Here is a 15752-nt window from a genome sequence, read left to right as displayed (position 1 = left end):
ACGCTCTAACTCTTTGTTCTCGCGCATTTCCGGTCGGAAAACCGGGCTTCACTTTTCCTGGAAATGCTCTAAAGGCGCTGCGCCATGAACCATGGCGCAGCGCCCGAACCGTGACCTATTCGATCAATCGCAGGCTTTGACGGTTCCGGCCTTCACACCCTGGCAGGCCGTTTCCTTCTTGATCCAGCCGGCGTCGATGACGACGTTCAGATTGTCCTTGGTGATGGCGATCGGCTTCAGGAAGACCGACTGCATCGCCACTTTCTTCGGACCGCCATCAAAGGTGGTGACGCCCTTGATCTCGGTCATCTTCTTGCCGCCCGCCAGTTCCAGTGCGATGCCGGCCGCTTCCTTGCCGAGTTCGCGGCTGTCCTTCCAGACAGACACCGTCTGCGTGCCGAGCGCGACGCGGTTGAGCGCAGCGAAATCGGCATCCTGACCGGAAACAGGAACCGAACCGGCCATGCCCTGCGCGGCGAGAGCGGCGATTGCACCACCGGCCGTGCCGTCATTCGAGGCGACGACCGCATCGACCTTGTTGTTATTCTTGGTCAGGAACTGTTCCATGTTCTTCTGGGCATTTTCCGGCTTCCAGCCATCGGTATAGGCCTCGCCGACATTCTTGATCTTGCCGCCGTCAATGGCCGCCTTCAGCACTTCCTGCTGACCGGCGAACAGGAAGTCCGCATTAGGATCGGAAGAAGAACCCTTGATGAAGACGTAATTGCCTTCCGGCTTCACCTTGAAGACTTCGGCAGCCTGCAGACGGCCGACTTCCTTGTTGTCGAAGGTGATGTAGAAGGCGTTCTGGTTTTCGATCAGGCGGTCGTAACCAACGACCGGAATGCCCTCGGCAACGGCCTTTTCAACGGCCGGGCCAATCGCGTCGCTGTCCTGCGCCAGAATGATCAGCGCGTTGGCGCCCTGCGAGATCAGCGATTCAACGTCGGTCAGCTGCTTTGCGGCGGATGACTGCGCGTCGGCGGAGATGTATTTCGCGCCGGCCTTGTCGAGCGCCGCCTTGATGGCCGCTTCATCCGTTTTCCAGCGCTCTTCCTGGAAATTCGACCAGGAAACGCCGACGACGAGATCAGCGGCCATGGCGGCAGTGTGCAAGGAAACGAGTACAGCCGTACCCGCCAAAAGCTTGGCAAAAGAATTCATGATGTCCTCCCGGTAAGGGCGAAACCCCACACCTCCATGCAGGGAAAACGCCCGGAAAAAGCTGTCGGGCTCTGTGGTTTCACAATTTTCTCGACAGTCGAGAAAATTAATGTCAGAGATTCCTAATGCTGTCAACAACGGCTGCGGGCAGCATCCGGGTGCCTTGATCTTATGCGTGGCATACGCCATCAGACGGGATCAGCACGACAGGAAAAAGCCGTTCAGGGAGCAGGCCCCAGCCCATGTCCGCCATTGCAAGTACGGAACTGGTGCGCCAGAAAAACAGCCTGTCGGTGATGGCGGCGCTGCGCCTGCATGGCAGCCTTTCCCATACCGACATGTCGTCCTTCACCGGGCTCGCCTCTGCCACCGTCTCCGCCATCACCACCGAGCTTGAGCGGGCCGGCCTCATTCTCCGCAAGGAACAGCTTGCCGCCGCAGGCCGCGGCCGGCCACGCATTCTCTTCGGCCCGCGCGGCGCTTTCTGCCACGTCGCCATCGTCATCATCTCCTCCGACAGCGTGCAATATTCTCTGGTCGATTATGCCGGCAAGCTGGTGGATCGTTTTACCGAACAGAGGATCGCGGCTGAAAAAGGCACATTCGGCGGCGCGATCCTTTCGGGCCTCGCAAGGCTCGCCGACCGCTCACGTATCGACCGGCACGATATCCTGCAGGTCTCGATCAGCAGCAAGGGGCTGGTGGATGCGGCCTCGGCAACGCTTGTCTGGTCGCCGGTTCTCGGTGACGAAAGGATCGATTTCCAGCGGCTGGTTTCCGCAGACGGCCGCATCCGCGTGACGCTGAACAACGAGACGCTGCTGGCCGCAAAAGCCATCTGGATGCGGGAGCAGGCACGGGAAAACCCGGCGCCGGAAGCCCTCGTCACCCTGTCGCTCGGCCACAGCATCGGCCTCGGCATCGCCCGCGCAACGGGCAGTGCAATCGAGGTCAGCGCCCCCAATTTCGGCCATATGCTGCATCTGGCCGATGGCGCGCTCTGCCGATGCGGCACCAGGGGCTGCATCGAGGCCTATTCCGGCTTTTACGCCATCCTGCGCTCGGCTTTCGAAGCTCCGCCGCAGGCGGAACCGGCGAAATTCGTGCCTATCCCCGAGGTGGACAAGATCGCCGCCTCAGCCCGCACCGGCGCCCGCATGGCGCGCCTCGCCTTCCGTACCGCCGGACTTGCGCTCGGCAACGGCCTTTCACGCCTCTTCAGCCTGCATGGCCATATGCCGGTCTTCATCACCGGCCCCGGCACCCGCTATTTCGATCTTCTGGAAAGCGGCCTGCGCGACGGTCTGGCGCAATCGCAGGCGGTGCGTTTCGGCGGCATGCCGAAAATCGCCATAGCGCCCAACGAGCCGGAACTGGTGTTCGAAGGGCATATGGAGCACGCCCTTTCAGCCGCAGACGACTATATCCTGAGCGCCGATGGCCCGGAGAGACCGGTGCGGAGTTCCGCGATTTGATGGGCGCTAAACATTCGTCCGTAACGAGACGCAGCTATTCGCCGCTTCACTAAAGCCGACGCAGGCCTTCGCGATGCGCAGTGTTCTCCGGCAATTTAACCGCAGTAGCGATACCAAGCCTTACGAGCAACTGGATGAAATTCCAGCCAAGATCAATCTGTCCCGGCTCCAGGCCGAGCCGAGCCGATTCCGGAAAAGCGTGGTGGTTACCATGAAAGGATTCGCCGAAAGTGAGCACTGCTGCTGTCGGAATATTGTAGCCCTGTACAGCGACATTATCGACTGCCCACACCTGTTGGCCTCCACGATGCGCATAGTGGCCGATAAGCCAATGCCCGATCAACGAAACCGAAATGCGTACTGCAATGCCCCAAACCACCCAGCTCCAGCCGCCGAGAAAATAGAACAACAATATCCAGGGGAGTTGCTGCGCCATCCAGCTATGCTCCAGGAACCGGTAGAATCGGTCATTTGCGACCTCCGGCTCAATAAGGAACATCGGCGGATGCTTGAGTATGACTGCGCAGTGCATCTGCCACCAGGCGTCGACAAAGAAGGACCGCCGGTGGGCGAAGAGGTCATGGCATTCTATTTGCCGCTGCGCCCAATCGCGTATGTCATGTGCGTAGATCATGCCGAAAGGTCCGGCCATGCCGACCAGCGTCCCCAGATAGACCAAGACACGCTCAACCGGCTTGCCGGTACGGAACGAGCGGTGGATCAGCAGCCTGTGCATTCCCACCGAATGTCCGGCGCAAATGGTGATCGCGGTCATGATGACGAACAGACTGAAACCACCCCAGGAAAATGTCAGCGGCCCGAAGATGACCGCCACCGCCGTCATCGCGCCCGTCCACACCGACTTCGCCGGCATCCAGCATACGCGCCCTTCCCTTGCATCACTCAGCGGTTGCGAGATCATACGTCCTGTGGAAATCGTCGCCATCCATCCCGCCCTTTTCCTGACTTGCCCGCACGCAGCCTTGTGCCATCAACCAACGGATGGTAGTCATTTAGTCTATGAGCTAATTACCTTTGTAGCTGATTTCACCAATTAGGCAATTAGCTAATTAGTTTAATTTTCGGCATTTGGAATCATCAGGGAAGGCAGGAGTATGTGATGGAGCAGCAGAACGATTCGGAAAAGCTGGCCGAGCAGGTAACAACTCCGCCCATGCAGCTTGTTTTTGAGGCACTGGCATCAGCCCCACGCCGCAAAATCCTGGCCTATCTCACCCATTCGGATCTTACGGCTGGTGAAATAGCTGCACGCTTTGACATGTCGAAACCCTCCATCTCGCAGCATCTCAATGTGCTGGAAACCGCTGGCTTGATCTCGGGCAAACGCGAAGGCCAATTCATCCGCTACTCGCTGACGCCGAACAAGCTGGTGAATACACTCAACAGCTTTGTTCAAGACGTCTGCCCTGTCGGGCGGCCGCTCAAGAAGGAGAGCAAGGCATTGGCCGAGTTAAAAAAAAGCACGAAGGAGTAATGAACGCCCTATAGAAACCGTTCAAGGTGCTCCAGAGTTCATATCGCTAATGCTCAGGCCCGCTCGGCCACGGCTTCGGCCTTTTGCCCGCCACCCGTCAGCGCGGCCACGAACTCATCTAGACCGGCGGTCTCGTCCTTGCTCAGGCGCAGGCCCTGTTTCGTGCGCCGCCAGAGAATGTCCTCGGCCGCAAAGGCCCATTCGTGCTCCACCAGCCAGCGCACCTCGCATTCGTAAAGCGTACCGCCGAAATGCCGGCCGAGGCCGGAGACATCGGTGGCGCTGCCCAACAGTTCCGCCGCCTTGGTGCCGTAGTTTCTGACAAGTCGCTCGGCATGGCGTCCGTCAAGGAAGGGATAACGGGAGACGAGCGCCCGCACCTGCGCCTCATATCTCTCAGCACCGAAATCGCCGCCCGGCAGGTGGGAGCCTGCCGTCCACGGCTTGCCCTTTTCGCCGATCGCCGCGCCGATCTTTTCCAGCGCATGTTCCGCCAGCCGCCGGTAGGTGGTGAGCTTGCCGCCGAAAATGTTGAGGAGCGGAGCCTCGCCCGCAGCCTCCTCCACCTTCAGGACATAATCGCGCGTCGCCTCCTGCGCTTTCGAAGCGCCGTCATCGAAGAGCGGGCGCACGCCGGAATAGGTCCAGACGATATCTTCCGGCCGAACCGGTTCGCTGAAATAGTCGCTGGCCGCGTTGCAGAGATAGGAAATTTCATCTTCGGAGATGCGAACGCTGGCCGGATCACCCTTGTAATCGCGGTCCGTGGTGCCGATCAGCGTGAAATCGCGCTCATAGGGAATGGCGAAGATGATGCGGTTGTCAGGGTTCTGGAAGAAATAGGCGCGCGGGTCGGAAAACTTCCTGCGCACGATGATATGGCTGCCCTGCACGAGCCGGACGTTGTGCACGTCGTTGCGGCCGAAGACGCCGGAAAGCACCTTGTCCACCCAAGGACCCGCGGCATTTACCAGCATACGCGCCTTGTGCGTGGCCGCGCGTCCGGTTTTTTCGTCCAGCGTCTCAATGAGCCACAACCCGCCTTCGCGCCGCGCGGAAACGACGCGTGTGCGGTTCATGATCGTCGCGCCGCGATCCGCCGCGTCGCGCGCGTTGAGGACCACGAAACGGGCGTCATCCACCCAGCCGTCGGAATATTCGAAGGCCCTGGCGAAAGCCGGCTTCAGCGGCTTGCCCGCCGGGTCCCTGCGAAGATCGAGCGTGCGGGTCGCCGGCAGAAGCTTGCGGCCGCCGAGATTGTCATAAAGGAACAGGCCGAGCCGCACCATCCATGCCGGGCGCACGCCGCCTTTCTGGATGGGCAGGACGAAACGCATGGGCCAGATGACATGCGGCGCCATGGCCCAGAGGATTTCCCGCTCCATCAGCGCTTCGCGCACCAGACGAAACTCGTAATGTTCGAGATAACGCAGGCCACCATGAATAAGCTTGGTGGCAGCGGAAGAGGTGCCGGAGGCAAAATCGCCCTTTTCCGCAAGCGCCACGGAATAGCCCCTGCCCACGGCATCGCGGGCAATGCCGCAGCCATTGATGCCGCCACCGATGACAAAAAGATCGAAAATATTCTCGCCGGACATAGAGCCTCCACGACAGCATCGGGGGATTGCGTCCCCATCGTTGAAAGACAATTGCCATAAAAACGAAAACAAAACGAATGTCAAAAGAAAACAAACGAAACACGTTCCGGCAAAGGCGAACGGCCGCTGCGCGCCGTCCACCGTATGGCCAGCCTCTTACTGGGTCTGTGTTTCAGCCATGTGTCTGAGAAACCTGCTCAAGCTCGTAGAGAACGCCGCCCATATCCTTCGGATGCAGGAAAAGAACGGGATTGCCATGCGCGCCGATCTTAGGCTCGCCGTCCCCCAGAATTCGAACGCCTTTTTTGACGAGATCGTCGCGGGCCGCGAGAATGTCAGGCACTTCGAAGCAGAGATGATGCGTGCCGCCGCCCGGATTTTTCTCGAGGAAAGCCGCTATCGGCGAATTTTCGCCGAACGGATGAAGAAGTTCGATCTTGGTATTGTCAGCCTGAATGAAAACCACCGTCACGCCGTGTTCGGGTAGCGATTGCGGTTCCGAGACATCTGCGCCCAGCGCCCTGTATCGGGCAATGGCGGCATCGAGATCGGGCACCGCGATGGCGACGTGATTCAATCTTCCGAACATGGCCGTCTTTCCCTCACGCGTTCCGCCTGACGCCTTCGAGCAGGTCGAGTACCTTGTTTGCAGCATCCATGACATTGGTGCCCGGCCCGAAAATCGCCGAGACCCCGTGGTCGAGCAGGAATTGATAATCCTGCCGCGGAATGACGCCGCCAACAACGACGATGATGTCTTCCGCGCCCTTCTGTTTCAGCGCCTCGACCAGCTGCGGTGCCAGCGTCTTGTGGCCGGCGGCAAGCGACGACATGCCGACCACATGCACCCTGTTCTGAACAGCAAGATCGGCCGCTTCAACGGGTGTCTGAAACAGGGGTCCGGCCAGCACATCGAAACCTATATCGCCGAAGGCGGAGGCGATGACCTTCGCGCCACGATCATGCCCGTCTTGCCCGAGCTTGGCGACCATGATGCGCGGCTTGGTGCCGATCCTCTCAGCCACACCGGAAAGCCGGGCGGCGAGCGTGGCAAGTTCCGGCTCGTCCTTATAGGCCTCGCCGTAAATATCGCTCACCACCTCCGGCACGGCGGCATGGTCGCCGAAGGCCGCACGCAGCGCATCGGAAATCTCCCCCACCGTCGCGCGGGCGCGGGCAGCGACAACGGCGGCTTCGAGAATATTGCCCTTGCCGCTGCGGGCGATCTCGGAAAGTGCTGCCAAAGCGGCGGTCACGTCCTTGCCATCGCGGCGGCGGCGCGTTTCTTCGATGCGGCGGATTTGCGCGGCGCGCACGGCGGCGTTATCGATATCGAGAACATCGATATCCTCTTCATTTTCGAGACGGTAACGATTGACGCCGACGATGACCTCCTCGCCCTTGTCCACCGCCGCCTGCCGGCGCGTTGCCGCCTCTTCGATCAGCCGTTTCGGCAGGCCTTCGGCCACGGCCCTGGTCATGCCGCCAAGCGCCTCGACCTCCTCGATCAGCGCCCAGGCCTTCTCTGCCAGTTCATCCGTCAGGCTTTCGACATAATAGGAGCCGGCCAGCGGATCGACCACCTTGGTAACACCGGTTTCGTGCTGGAGGATAAGCTGGGTATTGCGGGCGATACGGGCGGAAAATTCCGTCGGCAGGGCAATGGCCTCATCGAAGGAATTGGTGTGCAACGATTGCGTGCCACCCAGCACGGCGGACATGGCCTCGAAAGCGGTGCGGACGATATTGTTATAGGGGTCCTGTTCCTGAAGCGAGACGCCCGACGTTTGGCAATGGGTGCGCAGCATCAGCGACGACGCCTTCTGCGGCTTGAACTCCTCCATGATGTGTGACCAGAGCAGGCGCGCGGCGCGCAGCTTGGCCGCCTCCATGAAGAAATTCATGCCGATGGCGAAAAAGAACGACAGGCGGCCGGCGAAATCATCGACATTCAGTCCCTTGGCCAGCGCCGCCCGCACATATTCGCGGCCATCCGCCAGCGTGAAGGCCAGCTCCTGCACCAGCGTCGCGCCCGCTTCCTGCATGTGATAGCCGGAAATGGAGATGGAGTTGAATTTCGGCATCTCCTTCGCCGTATATTCGATGATGTCGGCAATGATCCGCATCGAGGGTTCAGGCGGATAGATATAGGTATTGCGGACCATGAACTCCTTGAGGATATCGTTCTGAATGGTGCCGGAAAGGGCGGCGCGGGGCACGCCCTGTTCTTCTCCCGCAACGATAAAACTGGCGAGCACCGGAATGACCGCGCCATTCATGGTCATCGACACCGAGACTTTTTCGAGCGGAATGCCGTCGAACAGGATTTTCATGTCCTCGACGCTGTCGATCGCCACACCGGCCTTGCCGACATCGCCTTCGACGCGCGGGTGATCGCTGTCATAACCGCGATGGGTGGCGAGATCGAAGGCCACCGAAACGCCCTGCTGGCCGGCGGCGAGCGCCTTGCGGTAAAAGGCGTTCGAGGCTTCGGCCGTGGAAAAACCGGCATATTGGCGGATGGTCCAGGGCCGGCCGGCATACATGGTGGCGCGCGGGCCGCGCGTGAAAGGAGCAAAGCCCGGCAGGCTGTCGAGATGCGAAATCTTTTGCAGATCGTCAGCGGTATAGAGCGGTTTGACCTCAATGCCTTCAGGCGTGTGCCAGACGAGCGTTTCCGGTGAACGCTTCAGCTCTTTCTCGGCAAGCTGCAGCCAATCCCGCACCGTTTTTTCACCCGACATGCATCTCTCCCCTTCTGCATTTCATTTTAGCACTGTGGCCGGTGATCGTGACGAAAATCGAACGATCCTCCCGCAGGTCCGACCCCGTAAACCGCTCCGACCCACATGCGTTCCGGAAAAACGGCAGCGGCCATCACTCGAATTCGAGGATAACTTCATCCACCGCGAGGCTGTCGCCCGGTTTTGCCGCCACTCTGGCAACACGGCCGCGTTTTTCCGCGCGCAGGATGTTTTCCATCTTCATGGCCTCCACCGTCGCCAGCGCCTGCCCGGCCTCCACCTCATCGCCCTCACCCACCGAAATACCGGTGATGACGCCCGGCATGGGGCAGAGCAGCAGTTTCGAGGTATCCGGCGGCAGCTTTTCCGGCATCAGCAGCGCCAGTTCCGCCACACGCGGGCTACGCACATGGGCACGAATATCCATGCCGCGCCAGCGCAGGCGGATCGCCGCACCTGCAAGATCGACCTTGGCGGCGATAACCTCACCTTCCACCGTGAACAGGCCAAGGCTCTGGCCGGGAAGCCAGCCGGTATCGACCGTGAGCGCCGCCCCGTCTTCAAAACGGACCGCCGTACCGTCCGTGCCGGTTTCAACGGCGACCCTATGGCGGGATGCGCCGGATGACACCACCCAGTCCTGACCGACGATGCGGCGGTGATTGCCGATGGTGCCGGAAATCTCGACCGCGCGGCTCTGCAGCCGCTGATGGATGATGGCGGCGATGGCGGAAAGCTGGCGCGCCGTAGCCTCATCCGGCTCCACGCCGGAAAATCCTTCCGGAAATTCTTCCGCGATAAAACCCGTCGTCAGGCGGCCGGCGCGGAAACGCTCATGCTGCATGACGGCCGACAGGAAGGGCAGATTGTGGCCGATGCCCTCCACCTCGAAACGATCCAGCGCCTGCCCCATGGCATCGATGGCGGTTTCACGATCCTTGCCTAGAGCGCACAGCTTGGCGATCATTGGATCGTAATACATCGAGATTTCGCCGCCTTCGAAAACGCCGGTATCGTTGCGGATGACCGTTCCGTTCTCCTGCGCACCTTCCTGCGGCGGGCGATAACGCGTCAGCCGGCCGATGGAGGGCAGGAAGTTGCGGTAGGGGTCTTCAGCATAAAGCCGGCTTTCGATGGCCCAGCCGTTCAGTTTCACATCCGCCTGCCCGAAGGAGAGCTTTTCTCCTGATGCCACACGGATCATCTGTTCGACCAGATCGATGCCGGTGATGAGTTCCGTTACCGGATGTTCCACCTGCAGACGGGTGTTCATTTCCAGAAAGTAGAAATTCCTCTCGCCATCGACGATGAATTCCACCGTGCCGGCCGAATGGTAACCGACCGCTCTCGCCAGCGCCACGGCCTGCTCGCCCATGGCCTTGCGGGTCGCTTCATCCAGAAAGGGCGACGGCGCTTCCTCGATGACTTTCTGGTTACGGCGCTGGATCGAGCATTCGCGCTCCCCCAGATAAAGTGTGTTGCCGTGCTTGTCGCCCAGCACCTGAATTTCAATGTGGCGCGGCTGGGTGACGAATTTTTCAATGAAAATGCGGTCATCGCCAAAGGAGGATTTCGCCTCGTTTTTCGAGGACTGGAAACCCTCGCGCGCCTCGGCATCGTTGAAAGCGATGCGCATGCCCTTGCCGCCGCCGCCGGCCGACGCCTTGATCATGACGGGATAACCGATCTGCGAGGCGATCCTCACCGCCTCATCCGCATCCTCGATCAACCCCATATGGCCGGGAACAGTGGAAACACCCGCTTTCGCGGCCAGTTTCTTGGAGGTGATCTTGTCGCCCATGGCCTTGATGGCGCCAACAGGCGGGCCGATGAAGACGATACCAGCCTTTTCCAGCGCCTCGGCAAAGGCTGCATTTTCCGACAGGAAACCGTAACCGGGATGGACAGCATCCGCCCCGGTCTTCGCGATTGCCTCAAGAATCCTGTCGATGACGATATAGGACTGCGACGAGGGGGCCGGGCCGATATGAACGGCCTCATCCGCTTGTCTCACATGCAGCGCATTGGCATCCGCATCCGAATAGACCGCGACAGTGGCGATGCCCATTTTCTTCGCCGTTTTGATGACACGGCAGGCGATTTCGCCGCGATTGGCGATGAGGATTTTCTTGATCATTCGCCATCACTTTCCGCAACATGATTTTCAATCGGCACCAAATACGCAGTCGGGACCTCATCGGTCAGCCAGACGCCATTATCGGCTTGGTAAAAACGGTGACCCTCGGAAAACATCCGGCCGGCGTCTACAACCAGAACAGCAGGTTTTCCGTGCCGTTGACCGACGCTATGCGCGGTTGTCCGGTCTTCGGAGAGATGAACCTGCTGGCGGCTCCCCGGGCGCAGTCCCTCTCGCATGATCGACTCAAGGAAACGGGTCGCCGTACCGTGGAACAATTGCGGCGGCGGTTCGACAGGCGGCTGGCCAAGATCGACCTTCACGGAATGCCCCTGCGCCGCCCGGATGCGGCGGCCGTCTTCCGACAGCGTGAAGCGTTTCTTGTCGCTTTCCGCAACGACCGAAAAGAGGCCTGCCTCATCGAGCGGCATGCCGCTCGCATTCGCTTTTGCCAACAGATCTGCGACATCCGCCCAACCCTGAGCATCCAGGGTCAGGCCGATACTTTCAGGCGCATGGCGCAGAACGTAACTCAGAAATTTGCTGGTCGCTGGCGACATCGAATTTCATTCCCCGTTGGCGGATGACAGCACGCTCAAATCTCGAAAAAATTCTCGAAAGACTCAGGGAAGTTCTGCCGCGCGACGCGCTCGTCAATCACCAGCATTGCCTGATAGGAAAGCGGATCGAAATTCTTCTCCGCCGGTACGACCTCACGGCCGAAGAGCAGGTTGAGGCGGGCGGCGTCGAGATTGCCGCGCTCGAAGGGCTCGGCACCGAAATGGTGCCAGAGCGAGTGCAGGAAGGCGGCATCGATACGATGCTCCTTGGTGTCGTTGCGCGCCCGTCGGGGTATCATCTTGATAGGTGTTACCCCTTTGGGGTTGGCGCGGCGGATGGTGAACTGGACGCCCGTGCTCGGCATGCCGGAGGGAAATCCCTTGTGTTTGGTCATTTCGGGCAGGTTCGCCATCTTTTGTCCTTCCAGAACATTTCCAGTAAAAGCTGCCTTGCTTTTACGTCCGGAAATGCGTCAATTCAAATAGTTAGAGCGCTTTTGGCGCTCTAATCTTTTCTTACGCCGTGCCGATCTTGTCCTGCGTCTTCGTCTCGAAGTCGGAGGCATCGTGGCGTTCATGCAATTGTTCGGACGGATCGCCCGAGGTCTTGTTGACGATCACGCCACGCTTGACCGCCGGGCGTTCGCCGATTTCGAGCGTCCAGCGCATGACGTTCTTGTAACCGTCGGCTTCAAGGAACGCACCGGCATCGCCATAGGCCTGACCCAGCGCGATCTTGCCATACCACGGCCAGACGGCCATGTCGGCGATCGTATATTCCGAACCGGCGAGATAACGGTTCTCGGCCAGATGCCGGTCCAGCACGTCGAGCTGGCGTTTGACTTCCATGGCGTAGCGGTCGATGGCGTATTTGATCTTCACCGGCGCATAGGCATAAAAATGGCCGAAACCGCCGCCGAGGAAGGGGGCGGAGCCCATCTGCCAGAACAGCCAGTTCAGCGCCTGCGTGCGGGCATTGCCCTCTTTCGGCAGGAAGGCGCCGAATTTTTCCGCGAGATAAACGAGGATCGAGCCGCTTTCGAAAACGCGCGTCGGCTCAGGCGTCGAATGATCCATCAGCGCCGGGATCTTGGAATTCGGATTGACGCCGACAAAACCGGAACCGAACTGGTCGCCTTCGCCGATCTTGATCAGCCAGGCATCATAATCTGCGCCCTTGTGGCCGGCGGCCAGCAATTCTTCCAGCATGATGGTGACCTTCTGGCCATTCGGCGTCGCCAGCGAATAAAGCTGCAACGGGTGCTTGCCGACCGGCAGTTCCTTTTCATGGGTGGGACCGGCAATCGGGCGGTTGATACTGGCGAACTGGCCGCCATTGCCCTTGTCCCAGGTCCAGACCTTGGGCACTTCATATCCGGCGGGGAAATTATCTGCGGAGGAATTCTCGGCCATAAAAATCTGTCCTTGTGCGTTTCGGGAGGACATCCGGACATCCGGGCGCCTGAACAAACATATAGTAAGGTGGCCGAAGCATTTTTCCAGTCTCAGAGCGGAATAGTGTCGTGTTTCTTCCAGCGGGTTTCCACGCTCTTGTTACGCAGCGACGCGAAGGCGCGGGCGATGCGGCGGCGCGAGGAATGCGGCATGATGACCTCATCGATGAAACCGCGTTCCGCCGCCACAAAGGGATTGGCGAAACGCTCCTCATATTCCTTCGTGCGCGCGGCGATCTTTTCCGGATCGGAAAGCTCGGAACGATAGAGAATTTCCGCCGCCCCCTTCGCGCCCATCACGGCGATTTCCGCCGTTGGCCAGGCATAATTCACATCCGCGCCTATATGTTTGGACGCCATCACGTCATAAGCGCCGCCATAGGCCTTGCGGGTAATCAGCGTCACCATCGGCACCGTCGCTTCCGAATAGGCGAAGAGAAGTTTGGCGCCGTGCTTGATGACGCCGCCATATTCCTGTGCCGTTCCGGGCAGGAAACCCGGCACATCCACCAGCGTCAGCAGCGGGATATTGAAGGCATCGCAAAAGCGCACGAAACGCGCCGCCTTGCGCGAACTGTCGATATCGAGGCAGCCGGCCAGCACCATCGGCTGGTTGGCGACAACCCCCACCGTCTGGCCTTCGAGACGGATGAAGCCGGTGATGATGTTGCGGGCAAAGGCCTCCTGCAACTCGAAGAAATCGCCTTCGTCGGCCAGCGCGTGGATCAGTTCCTTCATGTCATAGGGCTTGTTGGAACTGTCGGGGATCAGCGTATCGAGCCGTGCTTCCAGCCGGGCCGGATCGTCGTGGAACGGGCGCACCGGCGGCTTTTCGCGATTGTTCAGCGGCAGGAAATCGAACAGCAGCCGCACATGTTCCAGCGTTTCGATGTCGTTTTCATAAGCGCCGTCGGCAACGGAGGATTTTTTCGTATGGGTGGAGGCCCCGCCCAGCTCTTCCGCCGTAACGATCTCGTTGGTCACGGTTTTGACCACATCCGGCCCGGTCACGAACATGTAGGAGGTATCGCGCACCATGAAGATGAAATCGGTCATGGCAGGTGAATAAACCGCACCGCCCGCACAGGGCCCCATGATGACCGATATCTGCGGCACGACGCCGGAGGCGATGACATTGCGCTTGAACACATCGGCATAACCGCCGAGCGAGGCGACACCCTCCTGAATACGCGCGCCGCCGCTGTCGTTGAGACCGATCACCGGCGCGCCGTTGCGCACCGCCATATCCATGATCTTGCAGATCTTCTGGGCGTGGGTTTCCGAGAGCGAGCCCCCGAGCACGGTGAAATCCTGCGAAAACACATAGACCTGCCGGCCATTGATGGTGCCCCAGCCGGTAACGACACCGTCACCCGCCACCTTCTGCTCCGCCATGCCGAAATCCACCGCCCGGTGGGTGACGTACATGTCGTATTCTTCGAAGGAACCTTCATCCAGAAGCACATCGATACGCTCGCGCGCCGTCAGCTTGCCCTTGCCATGCTGCGCCTCGATGCGCCTGACGCCGCCGCCGAGCCGCGCCTCAGCGCGCCGCGTCTCCAATTGCTCCAGAATGCCGGGCATGTTTCCTCCATGCGTTGTGCCACGATCAATAGCCCAGAAAACATTCGCCAAGAAGCCTTGATCGTGCGCGTATGCGTGCCATAAATATTTGCAATGTTTAATTTTGCAAAGTTGCAACATGGCGACGGAAAAACTCTTCATCGGCCGCAAGGTTCGCGGCCTTCGCGAAAACGCCCGCGCCACGCAGGCGCAATTCGCCGAACGGCTGGGCATTTCCGCGAGTTACCTGAACCAGATTGAGAATAACCAGCGCCCGGTTTCGGCCAGCGTTCTGGTGACGCTGGTGGAAAAATTCCAGCTCGACATGGCGGAACTCGCAACCGGTGAAAGCGACCGGCTGGTTTCCGCCGTGCGCGAAGCGCTGAAAGACCCGCTGTTCCTGAATTACGAGCCGGGGCTTCAGGAGTTGAAGCTGATTGCCCAGAACGCGCCGGGTTTTGCCCATGCGCTGCTGCGCGCCCATCAAGCCTATCGCCAGAACAGCGAACAACTGGTGCAGCTGGATGACCGGCTGGGCCGCGGCACCGCGCAGGTGGAAAGAACCCCCTATGAGGAGGTGCGCGATTTCTTCCACTTCGTCGACAATTACGTTGCCGAGATCGATCTTCTGGCCGAGGAGCTGGCGGAAGAACTGGAGATAGAAGGCGGCGAGACATACGGCATTCTGGCGGCGCATCTGAAGAGCCGTTACGGCATCCATATCACCCGAACCGAGACGGCGGGCGGTCTGATCCGGCACTTCGATCCTGCCGGCAAAACCCTCGCCCTCAGCTCCTACATGGCCGCGCCGACCCGCTGTTTTCAACTTGCATTGCAGATCGCCCAGCTTCACGCCGGTGCGACGGTGGACAGGGTGCTGGCCGGCGCCGGTTTCCGCAATGCGGAAGCTGCGGAAATCTGTCGTATCGGGCTGCACAATTATTTCGCCGCGGCCCTCATCCTGCCCTATGGCCAATTTCACAGGGCGGCGCAGGAACTGCGCCACGATCTCGAGCTTCTCGCCGTGCGTTTCGGCGCGAGCCTTGAGCAGGTGGCCCATCGTCTCAGTACCCTGCAACGGCCGGGCATGAAGGGCGTGCCGATCTTTTTCGCCAAGATCGACCGCGCCGGCAACATCACCAAGCGCCACAGCGCCACGCGGCTGCAATTTGCCCGTTTCGGCGCGGCCTGTCCGCTGTGGAATATCCATCAGGCCTTCGAAAGCTCCGACAGGATCGTGCGGCAATTGGCGGAAACGCCTGACGGCGTGCGCTATCTTTCCATCGCAACGCAGATCGAAAAAGCCGGCGCCGGTTTCAATACGGAAAGACCGCGTTATGCCATCGCGCTCGGCTGCGAAATTTCCCATGCGCAGAATTTCGTTTATGCCGATACGCTCGATCTCGGCAATGCGGCCTCCTTCAAACCGATCGGCATTTCCTGTCGGGTCTGCGAGAGGGTGGATTGCGTGCAGCGCGCCGTGCCGCCGCTGAAACGCAAGCTGCATTTCGATCATCTGTCGCGCGGAGCCCTGCCCTATAGTATCGCCGATTTTTGACCCC

General features: G+C 60.0%; 13 protein-coding genes. 3 read left to right on the top strand and 10 right to left on the bottom strand.

What is annotated here, in order from left to right; genetic code table 11:
• Positions 1-123: 123 nt before the first annotated feature.
• Complete coding sequence (xylF, locus tag N5D22_RS02065) at positions 124-1164, bottom strand: D-xylose ABC transporter substrate-binding protein (protein ID WP_279656101.1); 1041 nt, start codon at positions 1162-1164, stop codon at positions 124-126.
• A 242-nt stretch (positions 1165-1406) separates the two neighbouring features.
• Here xylF and N5D22_RS02060 point away from each other — a divergent pair, with 242 nt between their 5' ends.
• Entirely contained in the window at positions 1407-2639 is a 1233-nt protein-coding gene (locus N5D22_RS02060) for an ROK family transcriptional regulator (protein ID WP_279656102.1), read from the top strand.
• Between the two features lie 49 nt (positions 2640-2688).
• Here N5D22_RS02060 and N5D22_RS02055 read toward each other — a convergent pair whose 3' ends face one another.
• Complete coding sequence (locus N5D22_RS02055; RefSeq protein ID WP_279656103.1) at positions 2689-3585, bottom strand: acyl-CoA desaturase; 897 nt, start codon at positions 3583-3585, stop codon at positions 2689-2691.
• Between the two features lie 174 nt (positions 3586-3759).
• Here N5D22_RS02055 and N5D22_RS02050 point away from each other — a divergent pair, with 174 nt between their 5' ends.
• On the top strand, positions 3760-4134 hold the full coding sequence (locus N5D22_RS02050; protein ID WP_279656104.1) for a metalloregulator ArsR/SmtB family transcription factor: 375 nt from the start codon (positions 3760-3762) through the stop codon (positions 4132-4134).
• Between the two features lie 53 nt (positions 4135-4187).
• On the opposite strand, the gene N5D22_RS02045 is transcribed toward N5D22_RS02050, so the two are convergent.
• The 8 genes from N5D22_RS02045 to N5D22_RS02010 form a co-directional block, all read right to left on the bottom strand.
• Positions 4188-5732, bottom strand: a complete 1545-nt coding sequence (locus tag N5D22_RS02045) for a glycerol-3-phosphate dehydrogenase (protein WP_279656105.1) — start codon at positions 5730-5732, stop codon at positions 4188-4190.
• A gap of 172 nt (positions 5733-5904) precedes the next feature.
• Entirely contained in the window at positions 5905-6321 is a 417-nt protein-coding gene (gene mce, locus N5D22_RS02040) for a methylmalonyl-CoA epimerase (RefSeq protein ID WP_279656106.1), read from the bottom strand.
• Between the two features lie 13 nt (positions 6322-6334).
• Positions 6335-8476, bottom strand: coding sequence for a methylmalonyl-CoA mutase (gene scpA, locus N5D22_RS02035; RefSeq protein WP_279656107.1), 2142 nt, complete (start codon positions 8474-8476; stop codon positions 6335-6337).
• A gap of 133 nt (positions 8477-8609) precedes the next feature.
• Positions 8610-10613 carry an acetyl/propionyl/methylcrotonyl-CoA carboxylase subunit alpha gene (locus N5D22_RS02030; RefSeq protein ID WP_279656108.1) on the bottom strand — a complete coding sequence of 668 codons (2004 nt, stop codon included), beginning with the start codon at positions 10611-10613 and terminating at the stop codon, positions 8610-8612.
• The gene (locus N5D22_RS02025; protein WP_279656109.1) at positions 10610-11173 is read right to left on the bottom strand and encodes an RNA 2'-phosphotransferase; all 564 of its coding nucleotides are present in this window, start codon (positions 11171-11173) and stop codon (positions 10610-10612) included. The genes N5D22_RS02030 and N5D22_RS02025 overlap by 4 nt, the downstream gene beginning before the upstream one ends.
• A 35-nt stretch (positions 11174-11208) precedes the next feature.
• Positions 11209-11586 carry a hypothetical protein gene (locus N5D22_RS02020; RefSeq protein ID WP_003520841.1) on the bottom strand — a complete coding sequence of 126 codons (378 nt, stop codon included), beginning with the start codon at positions 11584-11586 and terminating at the stop codon, positions 11209-11211.
• A 103-nt stretch (positions 11587-11689) separates the two neighbouring features.
• Positions 11690-12586: a glutathione-dependent disulfide-bond oxidoreductase gene (yghU, locus tag N5D22_RS02015; protein ID WP_279656110.1), complete on the bottom strand. Its 897-nt coding sequence runs from the start codon at positions 12584-12586 to the stop codon at positions 11690-11692.
• A 92-nt stretch (positions 12587-12678) separates the two neighbouring features.
• Entirely contained in the window at positions 12679-14211 is a 1533-nt protein-coding gene (locus tag N5D22_RS02010; protein ID WP_279656111.1) for an acyl-CoA carboxylase subunit beta, read from the bottom strand.
• Positions 14212-14329: 118 nt separating this feature from the next.
• Here N5D22_RS02010 and N5D22_RS02005 point away from each other — a divergent pair, with 118 nt between their 5' ends.
• Entirely contained in the window at positions 14330-15748 is a 1419-nt protein-coding gene (locus N5D22_RS02005; protein WP_279656112.1) for an XRE family transcriptional regulator, read from the top strand.
• The last annotated feature ends 4 nt before the right edge of the window (positions 15749-15752 follow it).

Origin of the sequence: Agrobacterium sp. GD03872, assembly GCF_029840625.1 — a bacterium.
Lineage (GTDB): Bacteria > Pseudomonadota > Alphaproteobacteria > Rhizobiales > Rhizobiaceae > Agrobacterium > Agrobacterium fabrum_A.
This window is presented reverse-complemented; position numbering and strand designations above follow the sequence as displayed.